12 protein-coding genes and 1 tRNA gene are annotated in these 18,568 nt (G+C 41.4%); 2 read left to right on the forward strand and 11 right to left on the reverse strand.

Annotation, left to right across the window (positions count from 1 at the left end; all coding sequences use genetic code 11):
• Entirely contained in the window at positions 1–2,640 is a 2,640-nt protein-coding gene (locus ACZ5Q0_RS02770) for a valine--tRNA ligase (RefSeq protein ID WP_447182686.1), read from the reverse strand.
• A gap of 662 nt (positions 2,641–3,302) precedes the next feature.
• Between ACZ5Q0_RS02770 and ACZ5Q0_RS02775 the strand changes: the two genes are divergently transcribed.
• Entirely contained in the window at positions 3,303–4,559 is a 1,257-nt protein-coding gene (locus ACZ5Q0_RS02775; RefSeq protein WP_446819520.1) for an SEC-C metal-binding domain-containing protein, read from the forward strand.
• Here ACZ5Q0_RS02775 and yihA read toward each other — a convergent pair.
• The 10 genes from yihA to ACZ5Q0_RS02825 all read right to left on the reverse strand — a co-directional run bounded on the left by yihA (position 4,549) and on the right by ACZ5Q0_RS02825 (position 17,414).
• On the reverse strand, positions 4,549–5,139 hold the full coding sequence (yihA, locus tag ACZ5Q0_RS02780) for a ribosome biogenesis GTP-binding protein YihA/YsxC (RefSeq protein WP_446819519.1): 591 nt from the start codon (positions 5,137–5,139) through the stop codon (positions 4,549–4,551). The genes ACZ5Q0_RS02775 and yihA overlap by 11 nt on opposite strands.
• A gap of 66 nt (positions 5,140–5,205) precedes the next feature.
• On the reverse strand, positions 5,206–7,500 hold the full coding sequence (gene lon, locus ACZ5Q0_RS02785; protein ID WP_464827281.1) for an endopeptidase La: 2,295 nt from the start codon (positions 7,498–7,500) through the stop codon (positions 5,206–5,208).
• 126 nt (positions 7,501–7,626) lie between these two features.
• Positions 7,627–9,255: an ATP-dependent protease LonB gene (lonB, locus tag ACZ5Q0_RS02790; protein WP_447182687.1), complete on the reverse strand. Its 1,629-nt coding sequence runs from the start codon at positions 9,253–9,255 to the stop codon at positions 7,627–7,629.
• A 135-nt stretch (positions 9,256–9,390) separates the two neighbouring features.
• Positions 9,391–10,641 carry an ATP-dependent protease ATP-binding subunit ClpX gene (gene clpX / locus ACZ5Q0_RS02795; protein WP_447182688.1) on the reverse strand — a complete coding sequence of 417 codons (1,251 nt, stop codon included), beginning with the start codon at positions 10,639–10,641 and terminating at the stop codon, positions 9,391–9,393.
• A 24-nt stretch (positions 10,642–10,665) separates the two neighbouring features.
• The gene (clpP, locus tag ACZ5Q0_RS02800; RefSeq protein WP_446819515.1) at positions 10,666–11,268 is read right to left on the reverse strand and encodes an ATP-dependent Clp endopeptidase proteolytic subunit ClpP; all 603 of its coding nucleotides are present in this window, start codon (positions 11,266–11,268) and stop codon (positions 10,666–10,668) included.
• Positions 11,269–11,323: 55 nt separating this feature from the next.
• Positions 11,324–12,691 (reverse strand): trigger factor, encoded by a 1,368-nt coding sequence (gene tig, locus ACZ5Q0_RS02805; RefSeq protein ID WP_446819514.1) that lies wholly within the window; start codon positions 12,689–12,691, stop codon positions 11,324–11,326.
• Between the two features lie 164 nt (positions 12,692–12,855).
• Positions 12,856–12,930, reverse strand: a tRNA-Gly gene (locus ACZ5Q0_RS02810).
• A 160-nt stretch (positions 12,931–13,090) separates the two neighbouring features.
• On the reverse strand, positions 13,091–13,609 hold the full coding sequence (locus tag ACZ5Q0_RS02815; protein ID WP_446819513.1) for a peptidoglycan-binding domain-containing protein: 519 nt from the start codon (positions 13,607–13,609) through the stop codon (positions 13,091–13,093).
• 167 nt (positions 13,610–13,776) lie between these two features.
• A complete protein-coding gene (locus tag ACZ5Q0_RS02820; protein WP_447182689.1) occupies positions 13,777–15,003 on the reverse strand; it encodes a tetratricopeptide repeat protein in 1,227 nt (408 codons plus the stop codon).
• A gap of 74 nt (positions 15,004–15,077) precedes the next feature.
• On the reverse strand, positions 15,078–17,414 hold the full coding sequence (locus ACZ5Q0_RS02825) for a methyl-accepting chemotaxis protein (protein ID WP_446819511.1): 2,337 nt from the start codon (positions 17,412–17,414) through the stop codon (positions 15,078–15,080).
• Positions 17,415–17,611: 197 nt separating this feature from the next.
• Between ACZ5Q0_RS02825 and ACZ5Q0_RS02830 the strand changes: the two genes are divergently transcribed.
• Positions 17,612–18,403 (forward strand): L,D-transpeptidase family protein, encoded by a 792-nt coding sequence (locus tag ACZ5Q0_RS02830; protein ID WP_446819509.1) that lies wholly within the window; start codon positions 17,612–17,614, stop codon positions 18,401–18,403.
• Positions 18,404–18,568: the final 165 nt, after the last annotated feature.

The following is an 18,568-nucleotide window of genomic DNA, read 5'->3' on the forward strand; positions in this document are numbered from 1 at the left end:
TCAGCCCCTCAAAATTTCTAACCGTTGTAAAATGCCCTCCTTCTTAGCCAGGGCTTCATCCGCCTTAGCTTTCTCTTTATCAATAACTTCCTTGGGAGCACGGCTCAGGAAGTTGTTATTATTAAGCTTACCCTGGGCTTTTTCCAGGTCCATAGCCGCATTCTTCAGTTCCTTTTCCAGACGGGCTATTTCCTTATCAACATCAATAATCCCCTCCAGGGGTACATAAATCTCTGCCACTCCGGTAAGAGCTGAACCTGCTTGAGCCGGTTTCTGATTTAATTGCTTGACTATTTGTAAATCCTTTACTCCAGCCAGGTTTTCAATAAATTCTTTATTGTTTTCTAACATAGCCAGATGGTTTTCTGCACCTACCTGAAGAATAGCCGTGATTTTAGCCCCAGGAGCAATGTTAAACTCAGCCCGTATATTACGAATCGCTCTTATGACCTGCATAATCTGCTGCATAGCAGCAACCGCTTCCGGCCATGCTTTACCCGGTTGCGGCCAGGGATCAAGCATAATGGTATTACTATGTCCGGGCAGATAATGATAAATCTCTTCGGTAAGAAAAGGCATAAAAGGATGTAAAAGCCTTAAAATTTCTACCAAAGTATCCCTTAAAACGTTTTGTACAACTAGTCTTTCCTGTTCGCTAGATTGCAAACGTGGTTTGGCCAGCTCAATATACCAATCACAAAATTCATCCCATATAAACTCATACAGGTTTTTAGCCGCTTCTCCCAGATCATAGTTTTCTAGTTGACCAGTAATTTCATTAACCCTATCAGCCAGTCGCGATAATATCCAGCGGTCTGCCAGGTTAAGGTCTTTTTCCTCCAGATTAATTGGCTGGTACCCTTCCATATTCATCAGCACAAAACGGGATGCATTCCAGATCTTATTAGCAAAGTTACGGGTATTTTCTACTTTATCCCAATGGAAGCGTATATCATTGCCGGGAGTAACACCTGTAATAAGTGAAAACCGTAAAGTATCCGCTCCATACTTTTCAATAACCTCAATGGGATCGATTCCATTGCCCAGGGATTTACTCATCTTACGCCCCTGACCATCTAAAATAAGTCCATGAATATTCACATCATAGAAAGGAATCTGCTGGGTGCTTTCCAAACCGGAAAAAATCATACGGGCTACCCAGAAGAATATAATATCTCTACCTGTTACTAATACACTAGTTGGATAAAAATATTCCAAATCATTAGTTTTATCCGGCCATCCCAGGGTAGAAAAAGGCCACAAGGCACTGCTAAACCAGGTATCCAGGACATCTTCATCCTGTCTTAAGTTAGCAGATTGGCACTTCTGACATTGGTCAGGATCGGTTGTACTGCATATAACCTCACCACAATCATCACAATACCATACCGGAATCCGGTGTCCCCACCATAACTGCCGTGATATACACCAGTCCCGGATATTCTCCATCCAGTTAAGGTAAATGCGGGTAAACCTCTCGGGAACAAAGCGTATCCTACCATCTACAACTGCTTCGATAGCCGGTTTTGCCAGTGGCTTCATTTTTACAAACCACTGTTTAGAGATCATGGGTTCAATTATAGTATCGCAACGCTGGCAGTGTCCTACTGCATGGCTATGATCTTCCACCTTAAGCAAACATCCCTGCTTTTCTAAATCCTTTATCACCTGCCGGCGGCATTCTTGACGCTCCATACCAGCATAAGGCCCAGCATTTTCATTCATGGCCGCCTGATTATTCATGACCACTATCCGCTCCAGATTGTGACGTACACCCATTTCAAAATCATTCGGGTCATGGGCCGGAGTAACCTTAACTGCCCCAGTCCCAAACTCTCGATCAACATAATCATCTGCAAATACTGGTATTTTCCGGCCCACCAGAGGCAGTACCACCTGTTTCCCTATCAGGTGCTGGTATCTTTCATCCTCAGGGTGAACTGCCACCCCAGTATCGCCTAACATAGTCTCCGGCCTGGTAGTAGCCACAACCAGGTATTCATCAGAACCGTCTACCGGATATTTAATATACCAGATGTGACCATCACTATCTTCGTGATCCACCTCTATATCCGAAATAGCTGTATTACATTTAGGGCACCAATTAATAATATAATCTCCCTGGTATATTAAGCCTTTTTTATATAAATCAACAAAAACCTTTCTTACCGCATGGGAGCATCCCTCATCCATGGTAAATCGTTCCCGGCTCCAATCACAGGAAGATCCAATCAGGCTTAATTGATTAGTAATACGATTACCATAAAGCCCCTTCCATTCCCATACCCGCTCTAAAAATTTTTCCCTACCCAGATCATATCTGGTCTTACCCTCTCGAACTAATGACTCTTCCACCTTGGCTTGAGTGGCAATACCTGCATGATCCGTACCAGGCAGCCACAAAGTATTATAACCCTGCATTCTGCGCCATCTCACCAAAATATCCTGCAGGGTATTATCCAAAGCATGTCCTAAATGTAATGAACCCGTTACATTAGGAGGTGGCATTACAATAGAGAAAGGTTTACGGGAACGATCTTCATCAGGAGCAAAATAATTATTTTCTTTCCAGTAATCATACCACTTACTTTCAACACTGCCCGGTTCATAAACACTGGGCAATTGACTTGCGGACGACATATTATGAACCTCCTCATCGTATATCATAAAACTTAATCTTATTCTTCTCTCCTACCGTTCGGATCGAATTCGTCAGGAGCAGTTGGAAGCACGTCTAAAGTTATAAAACCCAAACTAATTAAGCCAACTATTTTAGACCTGCCCGCTTGGCTTATTACTATAAAGGGATAGCCCCATTATTTATAAAAGCCTACCACCATTATTTAGATCATAATATAAATTGTACTTAATCCCTTTGGGGCAGTGCAAGTTAAATACAAAAAGACTGATAATGAGGTAATTCTAACTTGAACGCCCCTACTGGTTACTGGAATTTTAAAATAAATTTACCATAACCATTTCTTAAAATTTTTCCCCTTTAAGCAAATATTTAGACAGTTATGTTTTTTCTGCCGTACCCTTACAGAAACTTTCTTTTCCTGGCCGGCATCCAATACTTAATCTTGATAATAGTTGCAAAGAAATTCCCTGCCTTTAAAGGCAGGGAATTCATGAGTTTATCATGCCATATTGACAGTCTACCCATCAATATTGTACCTATTTCCCAAGCTAATACAAGTTTTCTAACCTGCAAGCTAAACTGGTTTAACAAGACTTTTCGAAGGTTAACAGGTATGATATTTTTAGGGGATAAGTTACAAAAAAGTAGGGAGGATGCAGATATGACTTATAAAATAGGGAGAAATGATCCCTGCCCCTGTGGGAGTGGTAAAAAATATAAACGATGCTGTGGAGTAATTAGCGAAAACCAGCCCCTATCCACCAATCCTTTTGAACGTCATAACCAGTATCTCACTACACTTAAGCTAAAATTGGACCAGCATTTCCATGCCCAGATTAAACAAGTTCGCCACGCCGCTGTAGATCAATTTTTACGTTTTACAGTTAACCATACTTTACCCCCGGAACATGAAGCTCTTTTCTCTGATTGGTTATGGTGGGACTGGCGCAATTACCAGGGAAAAACTATGGCAGAAATTTATCTAACGGAAAATGGCTCCTATATGGTAGAACCATTGCGGGAAACTATGCAACAAATGATAACTTCTCATTTATCAGTTTTTCAGGTAATCGGCAACCAGGATACCTATCTAGACCTTTGGGATATTTTTAAAAAAGAATCTTTTCAGGTGTTATTAAAAGCTCCCTGGGAAATCCATACCGATTTTCCTATACTTTTATTGGGAAGGCTCGCCCAGATTCCCGAAGGCCATATTTTTTCCGGTATGATCATTTATACTGAAGACAACCTAAACCAGGAAAAATTTATTAAAAAACACTTGGAATACGTTCTAAGTGTAAATGACCTGCCCTTAGCCGACCTGCTTAAAAACCGTAGCGAACTACTTTACGGTCTTTTTGACCACGCCCATAAAAAGGTTTTTTTCAACCTGCGGGATATTCAGATGGCCGCAATTTCTACTTCCCAAACCGACTTAATACAAACCCATCTTAAACAGTCTCCTGATTATACCCTGGTACATCAAACAGGAGAATGGTTTTGGTTTAAACCGCAAAAAGGGACCTTAGGGTATGTTAGAATTGCTATTACTCCAGGATTTATTTTTACAGCGGCTGATATTCTTGAAGATGTTAAAAAACTAAAGGAAACCATATTGGAAGTGATACCTGATTGTCAGTTTCAAATCCTTAGCAGTACAGTAGTTAACAGTCCCCCACCTGTAGAATATAATCATTTATGGTTCACTATACTTAAAGACCAGCAAACTGAAATATGGCTGGAAACTCCTCATCCTGAATTAGAAGGAAAAACCCCGTCTGAAATAATAAAAGACCAACCAGGGCGCCAACACTTATTGGAAATGTTATTTTCATTTCGTAATCAAGTGGAAACTGAAGAAGAATACGAATTAATAGACTATATGTATGGGCGGATACAATCCACACTTATAGACTAAGAATTTCCTGCAGCTGCTCTAAAATCTCATCCATTCCATCTCCTTTAACTGCAGAAAATGCAATCGGAGATTCTGAAGCGGCTAGGTTAAAAGCCTTACGTATTACCGTCAGGTACTTAGGCCGGGCTCCACGGGAAATCTTATCCGCCTTATTAGCTACGATAAGAACCGGAATCTGATAATGAATCAACCAATCCATCATCATCATATCACCCTGACTAGGTGAATGACGGATATCAACTAATAAAATAACTCCTTTAAGCTGTTTCCTTTGAGATAAGTAGTTTTCAATAAGCTGACCCCAACGCCTTTGTTCTGCCCGGGATACCTTTGCAAATCCATACCCGGGCAGATCTACCATATACCACTCTTGATTTATCTGGTAATAATTTATAGTACGGGTCTTACCTGGAGTTGAACTTGATTTGGCCAGATTTCTCTGGTTAGCCAGACGATTAATAAAAGATGATTTGCCTACATTAGAGCGGCCAACCACAGCTATCTCGGGCTTATTATCCCCCGGGAGAAGCTTTAGATCCACATAAACACCTATAAATTCTGCTTGTTTTATTTTAAGCATGATCCTCACCTATCAACATTAATAGATAAACTAAAAAACTAGGCGGATTACTCCGCCTGTAAAATGTCATTCAGTTGTAGTTAAGGTTTCTTTTAATACCTCATCCATATGAGAAACCGTAATAAAACTCATTTTTCTTTTTACATTAGCAGGTATTTCCGACAAATCTTTAGCATTATCAGCCGGTAAAATTACCCGGTATATGCCGGCCCGGTGGGCCGCCAAAACTTTTTCTTTTAACCCACCAATAGGTAATACCCGGCCCCGCAAGGTAACTTCTCCGGTCATAGCAATATCACTACGAACAGATCGGTTTGACATAGCTGAAGCTAAAGCAGTAGCAATGGTAATCCCTGCCGATGGTCCATCTTTAGGTATGGCACCTTCCGGAACATGCAAATGAACATCATAGTTTTGTCTTACCTCTTCATCAATTCCTAGCTCATCAGCTTTGGAGCGAACAAAGGTAAGGGCGGTCTGAGCCGATTCTTTCATAACTTCACCCAGCTTACCAGTTAAAGTTAAATGCCCTTTTCCTTTTAATAGAGCTACCTCTATACTGAGAATATCCCCGCCACTTTCAGTCCAAGCCAGACCAGTAGCTACTCCTACCTGATTTTCTTTTTCAGCTATCCCATATCGATATTTCTCTGGTCCCAGGAATTTAGTTACATTGCTAGCTGTGACGTTAACATAGGTTTTAGGATCGTCTACTACCTGGCGGGCCACTTTTCTACATACAGATGCAATTTGCCGTTCCAGATTGCGAACCCCAGCCTCCCGGGTATACTCACGTATAATCTTGCGTATAGCACCCTCAGATAAACTTATGTGATGTTCTTTTAGTCCATGTTCTTTAACCTGCTTGGGAATTAAATAATCTATAGCAATGTGTACTTTATCCTCTTCAGTATAACCACTGATTTCAATAACTTCCATGCGGTCCAGTAGTGGTTTAGGTATATTGTAAGTCGAATTAGCAGTTGTAATAAACATCACTTTGGAAAGATCAAAAGCTGTTTCCAGATAATGATCACTAAAAGTAGAATTCTGTTCCGGATCTAGAACCTCTAAAAGAGCTGAGGCTGGATCTCCTCTAAAATCCATAGTCATCTTATCTATTTCATCTAGCAGAAATACCGGATTTCGAGAACCGGCTTGCTTCATTCCTTGTAACACTCGGCCCGGCATAGAACCTACATAAGTACGTCGGTGCCCACGTATTTCTGCTTCGTCTCTAATTCCACCCAGAGACATACGTACAAATTTACGATTTAAAGAACGAGCCACAGATTTTCCCAAAGAAGTTTTGCCCACTCCCGGTGGTCCTACCAGGCATAATATAGGCCCTTTCATTTTCTTAGCTAATTTACGAATAGCCAGGTATTCTAAAATTCTTTCCTTAGGTTTTTCCAGGCCATAATGATCCTCTTCCAGAATCTGTTCTGCCATTTTAAGATCCAAACGATCCCTAGTTTCTACTGACCATGGTAATGACAAGAGCCAATCCAGATAATTTCGCACTACGACCGCCTCAGCTACCATAGGCGGCATCTTTTCCAGGCGTTCCAATTCCTTAAAAGCTTTTTCGTGGGCTTCCTGGGGTAATTTAGACTTTAGGATACGCTCTTTTAATTCCTCAACTTCAGCAGCCCTTTCATCCTTATCTCCTAATTCTTTCTGAATAGCCTTCATCTGCTCACGCAGGTAGTACTCCTTTTGGGTTTTTTCCATCTGCTTACGCACCCGGATATTAATCTTTCTTTCTAATTCCAGGACTTCCATCTCTTTGGCTAAAATTTCACACAAAGTGTTAAGACGCTGGCGCACCTCCAGGGCTTCCAGGATCTGTTGTTTTTCCTGAATGCGCAAACTAAGATGGGAAGCTATTACATCGGCAAGTCTTCCCGGCTCCTCGATAGCTACTACAGACACCACGGTTTCCGGCGGTATTTTTTTGCTCATACGTACATATTGTTCAAACTGCGACACTAAAGTACGCATTAAAGCCTCTATTTCAGCATTTTTTCCCCATTCCTCTTCCCGATATTCGGTTACATTAACCATTATATATGGATCAAAAGACTGGTATTCCTCTACCCTAGCCCGGTGTAAACCTTCGACTAATACCCGCATGGTTCCCCCAGGCATTTTTAAAATTTGCCGGATCTCAGCTACAGTTCCCATCCGGTATATATCATCCTGCTCAGGCTCATCCGTTTGTGCTTCTTTTTGGGTGGCCAGAAATATTTCTTTAGAGTTCAGCATAGCTTCTTCAATAGCATTTATGGATTTTTTACGACCTACATCCAGATGAATAACTGTATATGGAAAAACCAGCACCCCCCGTAACGGAAGCATCGGGATTTCTCTATTTATGGATGGTTTGTTCTGCAACAATTTAAGTAACACCTCCCAGGCAAATCCATTCTACTATAAGAGCTGGTACCGCGCAATAAACCAGTTTAATAATCAGATAAAACTAGACTAATCCATAAATACCTGCTCAAAAATTTCATCCAATTCATTTACCGGCGTAATTTTAATATCTTCGAAGCTCTCAAACATGTTGAGCCAATTATCAGCTGGTATAAACACCTGTCTTAATCCTACCCGCCGGGCAGCTTCAATTTTACTAATAACTCCCCCCACCGGTTTTACATAGCCTTTTACTGATACCTCTCCGGTCATGGCCACCAAGTTATCAATAGGCTTTTCTTTAAGACACGAAAAAATAGCAGTTGCCATACTAACACCAGCTGAAGGACCATCTACCGGAATTCCGCCCGGAAAATTAAGATGGATATCATAATCATTAATATTGGCACCATAAAGCCCTTTAAGTACAGTCAAAACATTTTCGGCTGCGCCTTTAGCCATGCTCTTGCGAGTATATCTCCGTTCTCCCCCTCCTACCTGTTCCTCTTCTATTACCCCGGTCACCGTACATTTACCCGTTCCTGCTGTCACCGGAATACTTATGGCTTCTATCTCCAGCAAGGTACCTACATTAGCACCATGTACTGCTAACCCATTGACTACACCTACAGTTGGAGTCTCCCGGGGCCTAACATCAAGACGAGGTACAAACCGCCCATTGTTAAGTACTTTTTCCACTATGGCCAAGGTAATAATATTAAGGTTCTCTACCTGGGCAATCCCGGCGGCTAATTGCACCATATTGACTGCCTCTCTCCCATTACCAGCATAGCGAGTAATTTCCTCAATAGCATCATCTTCAATAGCAAAATTAATCTTGTTGATAGCATTACCAACAATCCTTCTTATATCATCTTTCTCCAATGGTTTAAAAAATACCTCCAAACAACGTGATCGTAAGGCTGGAGGCAATTCTTCCGGCATACGGGTAGTAGCACCTACCAACCGAAAATCAGCCGGCAGTCCATTAGTAAATATGTCATGAATATGGGCAGGTATGTTATGATCGTTTTCATTATAATACGCACTTTCTAGTATAACTTTGCGATCTTCTAATACTTTTAAAAGTTTGTTAAGCTGCATAGGATGTAATTCCCCGATCTCATCAATAAAAAGAATTCCCCCGTGAGCTTTAGTACAGGCCCCTGGTTTTGGTTGCGGTATACCAGCCGACCCCATAGAGCCGGCTCCTTGATAGATGGGATCATGAACTGAACCTATTAAGGGATCGGCAATATTACGTTCATCAAAACGGGTAATAGTAGCATCTACCTCGATAAATTTAGCATTCCCTTTAAAAGGTGATAAAGGGTTTTGTTTAGCTTCTTCAAGAACCAGACGGGCAGCCGCTGTTTTACCAACCCCAGGTGGACCATAAACAATTATGTGCTGGGGATTAACTCCACATAGAGCCGAACGCATAATATTAATTCCATCCCCTTGCCCTATTACATCATTAAGGCTACCAGGCCGGGTAAGACTTGATAACGGCTCACTTAGTTTAATATTACGCAATTGCCTTAGCTTATTTGATTCCTTTTCGGACTCTTTAACAAATACCGTTTTCTTGCTTTGCTGGCTTCTAAGCAGATTCCAGAAATACATACCAATTACAATGGCAAAAAACAACTGCACCAGGTACAATATTCCGCCATACTGCATAAAAAAATTACTCATTAACGGTTTTTTCCCTTCTACTGGTTTTATCAATACTATTATTCCCTTGAGACAGTCAGGGAATGAGGAAAAAACCGCAGTAAAAAAAGGTAGCATACACTACCTTTTCCTAAACTGGTTCTCAATTTATTAGTTTTAATTTACTTTACGTTTAGCATCTACAGTAACTAAAAGAGGCTTCTCTTTCTTTAAGATGCAATCTTTAGTAACTACTACCTTAGTTACATCAATGCGAGAAGGTACGTCATACATAACCTCCAGCATTACATCTTCAATAATAGCCCTTAATCCTCTAGCACCAGTATTACGACGCAGAGCTTCTTCTGCCACTGCCTGGAGAGCATCTTCTGTAAACTCAAGATCCACTCCATCCAGTTCTAACAGTTTCTTATACTGTTTTACCAGTGCATTCTTAGGCTCAGTAAGTATGCTTACTAAAGCGTTAACATCCAGAGCTTCGAGAGTAACCACAATCGGTACCCGGCCTACGAATTCAGGAATCAAACCAAAACGTAACAGATCCTGAGGCAGAATCATATTAAGAATTTTCCCAATATTCTTCTCTTCTTTGGTCCTAATATCTGCGCCAAAGCCCATAACTTTCTGGTTTACACGGTTTTGTATAATTTTATCAATACCTTCAAAGGCACCACCACAGATGAAAAGTATGTTACTGGTATCAATCTGTATAAATTCCTGGTGCGGATGCTTACGTCCGCCCTGAGGAGGAACACTAGCTACAGTACCTTCCAATATTTTTAGCAGCGCCTGTTGAACACCTTCCCCGGAAACATCCCGGGTAATGCTGGGATTGTCAGTTTTACGAGCTATCTTGTCTATTTCATCAATATAGACTATTCCTTTTTCTGCTTTTTCAATGTCATAATCAGCTGCTTGAATCAACTTCAGTAGTATATTTTCTACATCTTCACCAACATATCCCGCCTCGGTAAGGGAAGTTGCATCAGCAATAGCAAAAGGAACATTCAGAATGCGAGCCAGGGTTTGGGCCAGCAGGGTTTTCCCACTCCCGGTCGGCCCCAGCATCATGATGTTACTCTTTTGCAATTCTACATCATCTAACTTCATTCCCAGATTAATACGCTTATAATGATTGTACACTGCTACCGCCAGGGATTTTTTGGCTCTATCCTGACTGATGACATATTCATTTAAAATATCACGAATCTCTTGCGGTTTAGGAATGTCTCCTAATTCAAAGCCCAGATCGTCTGCTAATTCTTCTTCGATAATCTCATTGCAAAGTTCTATACACTCATCGCAAATGTAAACGCCCGGCCCAGCTACAAGCTTTTTCACCTGATCTTGAGTTTTTCCGCAAAAGGAACACTTTAATTGTCCTTTTTCGTCCCCATATTTGTGCATACGTCCACCTCTCTTAATGAAAAGCTATTTCCTGCCGGTTACTTTTTTCGGGTGCATTATCACCTCATCAATAATACCATATTCCTTAGCTTCGGCTGCAGACATAAAATAATCCCTATCTGTATCTTTTTGGATCTTCTCCAAAGTCTGACCAGTTCTATCTGCTAGAATTTTGTTTAATGAATCTTTCATGCGCATTATGCGGCGAGCATGAATTTCAATATCGGTAGCCTGCCCCTGAGTCCCTCCTAGAGGTTGATGAATCATAACCTCTGCATTAGGCAGGGCAAAACGTTTACCCTTATGTCCCGCTGTCAGTAAAAAGGCTCCCATACTGGCTGCCAGCCCTACGCAGATAGTGGACACATCTGGACGAATATACTGCATGGTATCATATATGGCCATACCTGCACTAATAGAACCACCCGGGCTGTTTATATATAGAGAGATATCTTTATCAGGATCTTCAGCTTCCAGGAATAATAACTGAGCTATAACCAGGTTAGCAATATTATCATCTATGGCACTTCCTAAAAAGATAATTCTATCTTTGAGTAAGCGAGAATAAATATCATAGGCTCGTTCCCCGCGATTAGTCTGTTCTACTACCATTGGAACTAGAGACATTGTATACACCCCCATTTATATCCTCATCTATCCTTTGTCATATATTGTATTCGTATTACTGATCGTTTTCTACCGGAGTTGCCTGAGGACTTTCTTCTTCTACACCTTTATCGTCTTGTTCTTCATCTACTTGTTCTTCTTCTATAACATTGGCAGCATCAATCAAAAACTGGGCCGCCTTGTCCATCTTTATACTAAATTCCAGATCCTTACGGATTCCTGCCAGGTTTTGTTTGGCTTGATCAGGATCCATTCCCATGCCACCGGCTACATCTTCTATATGTTTATCAACTTCTTCATCGGTAACCTCAAAACCTTTTTCTTCCGCTAATTTTTCTAACAAGAAGTTTACCTTAACGGTTCTTTGCGCTTCTGGCCACATATCTTGAACCAGATCTTCCTCACTACCACCAGTATACTGGTAGTACATATCCAATGTTAATCCTTGTGAAGCAAGTCTCTGGTTAAACTGCTCCTTCATACGCTCTATCTGATCACGGATAACTGCATCTGCCACCGAAATTTCACATACCTCTAGAGCCTTATCCAGGACCTCCTGTTTAACCAGTTCTTTACGGCGCATGGCCATCATTTGTTTAAGGTTATTCTCCACATCCTGACGCAGTTCGGCTATAGTATCAAATTGGCTTATTTCCTGGGCTAGCTCATCATCTAAATCCCGTAATTGCCGGGTCTCGATTTTCTTAACCTCCACCTTAAACAAAGCCTCTTTACCCGCCAGATCCTCACTATGGTAATCTTTGGGGAAAGTAACTTTAACATCACGACTTTCACCATTCTTTACCCCAATGAGCTGATCTTCAAATCCCGGTATAAATGTATTGGTTCCTAATTCCAAAGGATAGTCATTGCCGGAACCACCTGCAAAGGCTTCTTCATCAACAAATCCCTGAAAATCTATAGTAACGGTATCACCATACTCGGCTGGTGCCTCAGTTTTCTCCTCGATACGGGCATAACGAGCCCGCATATCCTGAAGTCTTTTTTCAACATCCTCGTCAGTAATCTCCATACGGGGAATTTTAACTTCCAGGCCTTCTACATCGCCCAGTTTAACATCCGGTTTAACAGCTACCTTTACATTAAACTTAAAAGGAACACCTGCTTCAATTTCATCTATTTCGAAATCCGGTTGAGCTATCGGCTGTATATCCAGTTCTTTAAGAGCAGCCTCATAAGCATCGGGAACTATATACTCCAGGGCGTCCTGATAGAGGATCTCCTTACCGAAATGAGCTTCAAGGAGCGGACGAGGTACTCTTCCTCTGCGGAATCCGGGGACAGTAACCTGTTTAACAACTTTACGATAAGCTTCCTCAAACCCCTCATCCATTTTTTGGGCATCTACTTCTATAGATATGTATGCCTCACTGTTCTCTATCTTTTCTAACTTTGCTTCCATTTATGCTCCTCCTTAACCTAGTCAATTTGGCGGATCAATACAATCTATGATTTTGATCCATACCAGCTTTATATTTCCTTAATCCTCCAGACTAACCCTCTTAAAAATTTACCCTAATTGAGCTTAAAATACAACACCCCGGCATAGGCCGAGGTATAATTTTCTGGAGCGGAAGACGGGATTCGAACTGGTGACCCTCACCTTGGCAAGGCGATGCTCTACCACTGAGCCACTTCCGCTTAAAAATTATCTTTGGTTAATAGGATAATGAATAGGCCATAAATAGTCAAGTACCCCTTAAAAAAGTCTCGTTTTTATCTTTTTTCTTACCTAAGGGCATTATCACTAATATTTAACACCCTTTTAGTTTCCCGAACCCGTTTTAGGAAAGTTCCCTATTTATCTAATTATATCTAACTTATCTAACGTAGCCCGGTCTAATTTCCCGGTACAATCTAATCCGTTATCTCGTTGATAATCCGTCAGGGCCTGAATAAATTCCTGTTCACTGACCGCCTTCTTTTTAAGATATCCCTGATTAATAAGTTCTTGTATAACCGCATCCATTTCATCTGCAGTAACAAATTGTATATTCACCGTTTCCTGGTATTCTCGGGCATCTTCCGGGGTAACAGGCCGTCGGGGCAAAAGCGGCTGCAGTTCAGAATTCTCCCCTTCTACGATATTCTCTCCAGACGTCTTGACACCATATTTCCAGTGTTTTAATTCCAAACGACTTTCATCTTGCCTGGTAAGGCTGTTTTTTTCATCCTCTAGTCCCCTGATTATATCTGCATCAGAAGGCAGATCAGCAGATGGTTTAGACGGGGATGTATTACCAGAGTTACACCCACCTATAGGTAAAAAGCAAATAACAACCAGCATGAATGAGATGAATAAACTAAGCTTTTTATCCATTATTCCCCTCCCCCATCCTGGTTAATCAAGAAACTTAATAATTACCCTAATTAAATTATAGTTTCTCTTTCTTAACCGGCGGATCCTGCTCTCGCTTCGCTATTTATATGTCTGGTTATGTATCTTGATTTAACTAACTAAAATCCCCTGATCCGAACCCTATTAACTTAAAATTGCATTACGGTTTTAAAATCCTGTGATGATATATAGCCACTCTGTGGGTCTAGCTCCTGTAATTGACTCAGGCAATTTTTAGCTGCCTCCGCATTACCAATATTAAAATAGGTAAGGCCCAAAAAATAAAGGCTATCATCATAATAATTGCTACCGGGAAATTCTTTCAAATAAATCTGGTAATATTGTTCAGCCATCTGATATTTCTCCTGTAAATAATAACAACGTGCTAGGTAATATAGGGCCTCCCGGTGCAGGTAACTATGAGATTGCATCGCTACCACCATCGATAAATTGCTTTCGGCCGTTTTCCAATCCCCCCGGCGGTAAGCTTGCAATCCGTTATTATAGTAATGGTTCTCCTGGGCTATATCATATTGCGATCCAGCCATACTAGTTTCAAATTTTGCATCCAGGATATATTTATTTTCCGTGGGAAGATTATCTTCTGATTTAAGATTAACATCTGCTATGGCCACTACCGGCTGCTGGGTTACTTGTTCTGTAAGACTATTAATGCGATTTTGTAAGCTCTTTATGGTTTTTTGGCTGGCTTCCTGTTTGCTCATCATAATACCTGTTTCCGCTAACAGGGCTAAACATAATACCCCTGCTATAAAGCCTAAACGGGTCTTATCAAAAAAAGGCTGAGGAACCGGTTCCTCCATTTCATATCTGACCTGCTTAGGCCGACCCGGTTTTTTTTGATCCTTCAGCTGCAAATAACTTTTCAAAGATTTATGAGTTATATCCAACTCCAATCCTCGCCTCCACATCCGGACCGCCTCTTTTTCCTGTGACTGGGCCAGGTAGCATAACCCCATGATTTGATATATGCTGACAACCCGAGCATTTTCCTCCATTAGTCGGTGTAAAATTTCCGCTGCTTCCCGGTAATTCTTTTTCTCCACCATCTGGAGAGCCTCCTGGTAACGGTTAAGCCAGAACTGGAAAGAAGGACTGTTAAACTTATTCAGCTTTTCCTTAGCAATAGTATTTTGCTCATCTAGTTTTAAAACTTCGTTCCAACAAGCCTCAGCCCGTTCAAATTCACCCAGAGTGAAATAACAAGCTGCCGTTAAATTAAGGGGTTCTACCTGGTTTGGTTCATGGCGGTAAATAATTAATAATTCTTCCAAAGCTCCACTTATATCATGATTTTGTATCTTCTGTTCCGCCGACTGTAGTGCAGCAACCGAATTATCTGCTAAAGTCTTCATAAAAACACCACACCCTTGACTGTATTTTAAAACTACACTTCGCCAAAGGTGTGGTAAAACCCTTCCATTTTATGTTAATTTCTACTTCCCTTTCCATCTATTTTATCTATAATTTCATCCATCGCCTGAATAATCAGCCGGGAAACCTTATGCATCTCATCAATCCTGGCCTGGGCTTCAGCCTGGTGACCTTCATTATTTAGGGCTACCGCTTCCCGCGCCAATTGGTGTATCTTTTCATGAGGTTCGCCGGCCAGCCGGTAAAAAATCTCCAAGACTTTTTCATCTTTAACTTCGCTTACCCATTTTCCCAGACGACATTGATGATGATCGAAAACATCATCAGGATCAAAGTAAAGGTTACGTTTCACTATATAATCATATTTTTCTACAAAGCCCAGATGATCATCCTTAACCTGGTTTAAGATTACCTGATCAGGAAGCTTATACTGGCCTATAATAGCCCGTAGTTCATTAGATATACCATTAGTTTCATCGGCAATTTTAGCTAATTCAGCAAAATGCTCCACCTGTTCATTTACATGTTCAATGGTATTTTTTATCGAACTAATCAGCGTAACAGTAGTCTCGCTAACTGTATTAACTACGGCTGATATTTCTTGAGAAGAAGCACTCTGTTCTTCCATAGATGAAGTAATTTCTATAATAGCCCCTTCAATAGCCATTATCTGCTGTACCATTTGGTCCAGACTTCCCACAATCATGTTAGTAGCCTGGTTGCCATCTTCTAAAGCTTCTCCCATAGCTTCAACCTCGCCAACGAAATTGCTTATATTAGTCTGTACATCAGTAATCAGGGCACTAATCTGTTTAGTATACTGGGCGGTTTCTTCCGCTAATTTTCGGACCTCTTCCGCTACAACTGCAAAGCCACGTCCATGTTCCCCGGCCCGGGCTGATTCAATAGCCGCATTCAGGGCTAACAAATTGGTCTGTTCCGAAACAGCCATTATCGTATTGGTAATTTCGCCAATGTCTCGGGATATCTTTTCCAATTCCCGGGCCTTTCCGGCTGTAGCCTGTCCCTGATCCCGTAAACTATGAACAATCTGTTCAATTCCATCGATATCCTGTTTACCATCTCTGGCCGTGGCAATTAGTTTTTGATAAACCTCCTGCAGGTTCTGAGCTTGCTCGGCTACATGCTGGGAAGCTACCGCAATTTCCTCAACCCCGGCATCTGCTTCATTAAGATTATTCCCGGTTTGTTTTAATCTTTCTCCAGCCGCCTGTAACTCTAAAACCGTTTCCTTAAGCTGGGCAACCGAAGAGTTAGAAACATCACTCATGAAATAAGCATTAGTAGTCAAACGCGAGGTGTTGGAAAACAAAGAATAAAATACCCCGCGAATCTTATTCAGCAAACTACTAAAATCATGGGCTACCTGTCCAATTTCATCCTGAGTAGAAATCTCCACTACCCGGGTTAAATCACCCTGACTAACTTCATTCATTATTAACTGCAGGGGCTTTAAGTACCGGAGTGCACGGTGCAATACCAGATACATTAACCCGCACAACAGAAGCAGTGATATAGTTATAGCCAGCAGGGCACGATTTTGGGCTTTTTTCTCGGCGGCTATAAATTTATCCCGGGGAAATTCCCCTTGAATATAGGCGATAACTTTATTACCGGCATCTTTAATGGGCACCCAGGTCACTATAAATTTACGATCGGCAGTCAACCGGTAAAAAGTTTTTCCAGAGACTAGTTTTTCCCTATCAACATCAGTCAGACTAACCGGAGAATGATTATCTCCCCATAATAAATCATGACTTTTTTCATTAAACGCAAAGATATAATACCGGCCTTCATCCAATTCTTGGAGAGCCTCGCCTACCTCGTCCGTAAGTGATAATCCTACTTCATAAACACCCGCGAATTGTCCCTGGTTAAATACGGGGCTAATACAACGGATACCATATCCTGCTACCCCTTCTTCAGCCACTATTACCCGCTCACGGTTCTCCAATGCCCGGACCAGACCAGTTCTAAAACTAAGATCGTCACCATATTCGTCCGGCTGATGAGCCCGGAAAAAAGAGCGCTTATCCGGTGTAATAAACTGAAGCTGAGCTACACTATGCTGTTTATTCCAGGATTCATAAATAGGACGCACCTGTTCTTGAAGCTGTACACGGTTTTGATTAACGAAAGCTTCCCTGATGGATTCATTGGCCATCAGGGCATCAGACAAAACTGAAGCCTCCTTCTGGGCTGAAACCAGGCAAGATTCTACTGTTTTTGCTACCCGTTTGGCATATTCGGCTTCCAGGTCATTAATAAGGGTTTTTTGCATAGATACATTATTCCAATAAAAAAAGGTAAAAACTGCCAGATTAAATATGACCAACAAAACAACAATTCTAGCTTTTAAACTATTTTTCATCTAGTTGTTCCACCTCTATCCATTTTTCCCTTCTAGTACGGATATTCTATCACAAAAATTGTGTCTTACCCAACCTTAATAAATTGGCTCAATAATGGGGGCAATTTAAGGAGCACATGAATACTTTATTAATAAAAAGGCTAGGAGGCTAAACATTGGTATACGCCAGTCGTTATTTGCGCATAAACAGGGAGGTAATGAAAGGCCCTGATGTATTATTTCTGCAGCAATTACTCGAAAAAGCCGGTGTTAATCCCGGCACCCTGGATGGACGTTTCGGGCCGCTAACGCAAAAAGCGGTCCAACAATTGCAGCAGAAAAATGGCTTATATCCTAACGGAATGGTAGGACCAGAAATTTGGTCTATATTAAACGAGGGAGCATCACAGCAGCAATCCCCTGGCAACATACTTATTACCGTCGATGTAGACTGGAGACGATTATATTATAGTGCTCCCGGGAAACCCCTACAAAACTACCCGGTAGCAGTAGGGAAACCGCAGACCCCCACTCCCCTGGGTAATTGGCGCATAATTCAAAAAACCGTTAATCCAGGTGGTCCTTTTGGGGTACGGTGGATGCGGCTAAGTGTCCCCTGGGGAGGATATGGTATTCACGGAACTAATAATCCTAAGTCAATAGGGCGCGCTGCCAGTCATGGTTGTATTCGTATGTATAATGCAGATGTTATTAAACTTTATGATATGACCCCTTTATGGACCCCGGTAGTCATCATTGGCAAAGCTTACACCGGCAGGATTTTAAAGCTAGGCAGCCGGGGCAGCGATGTTAGCGGTCTACAAGAAAAGCTAAAAAAGCTAAGTTATTACCAAGCCAAAATCGATGGTTACTTTGGACCCGTAACCGAGCAAGCAGTTATAAACTTCCAAACTGATCAACACCTTAATGTTGATGGAATTGTCGGACCAGAAACTAATCATGCCCTGCAGCGCGAATTAGATATACTAGCCGGCGACATTGAACCGTAAGCCGAAAACCCGATTTTAAACTAATAACATCCCGGCAAGGATATTTTCTCCGGCCCTAATCACTGGAAGATGTCCACCATCTCATCCTTTTTAATTCCTAATATACTTATAACTCTCTAAAGCTAATGGCTGGATTCTTCCAGATAGAAAGCATCCTATCATATA

This window comes from Syntrophomonas erecta subsp. sporosyntropha, assembly GCF_055395365.1.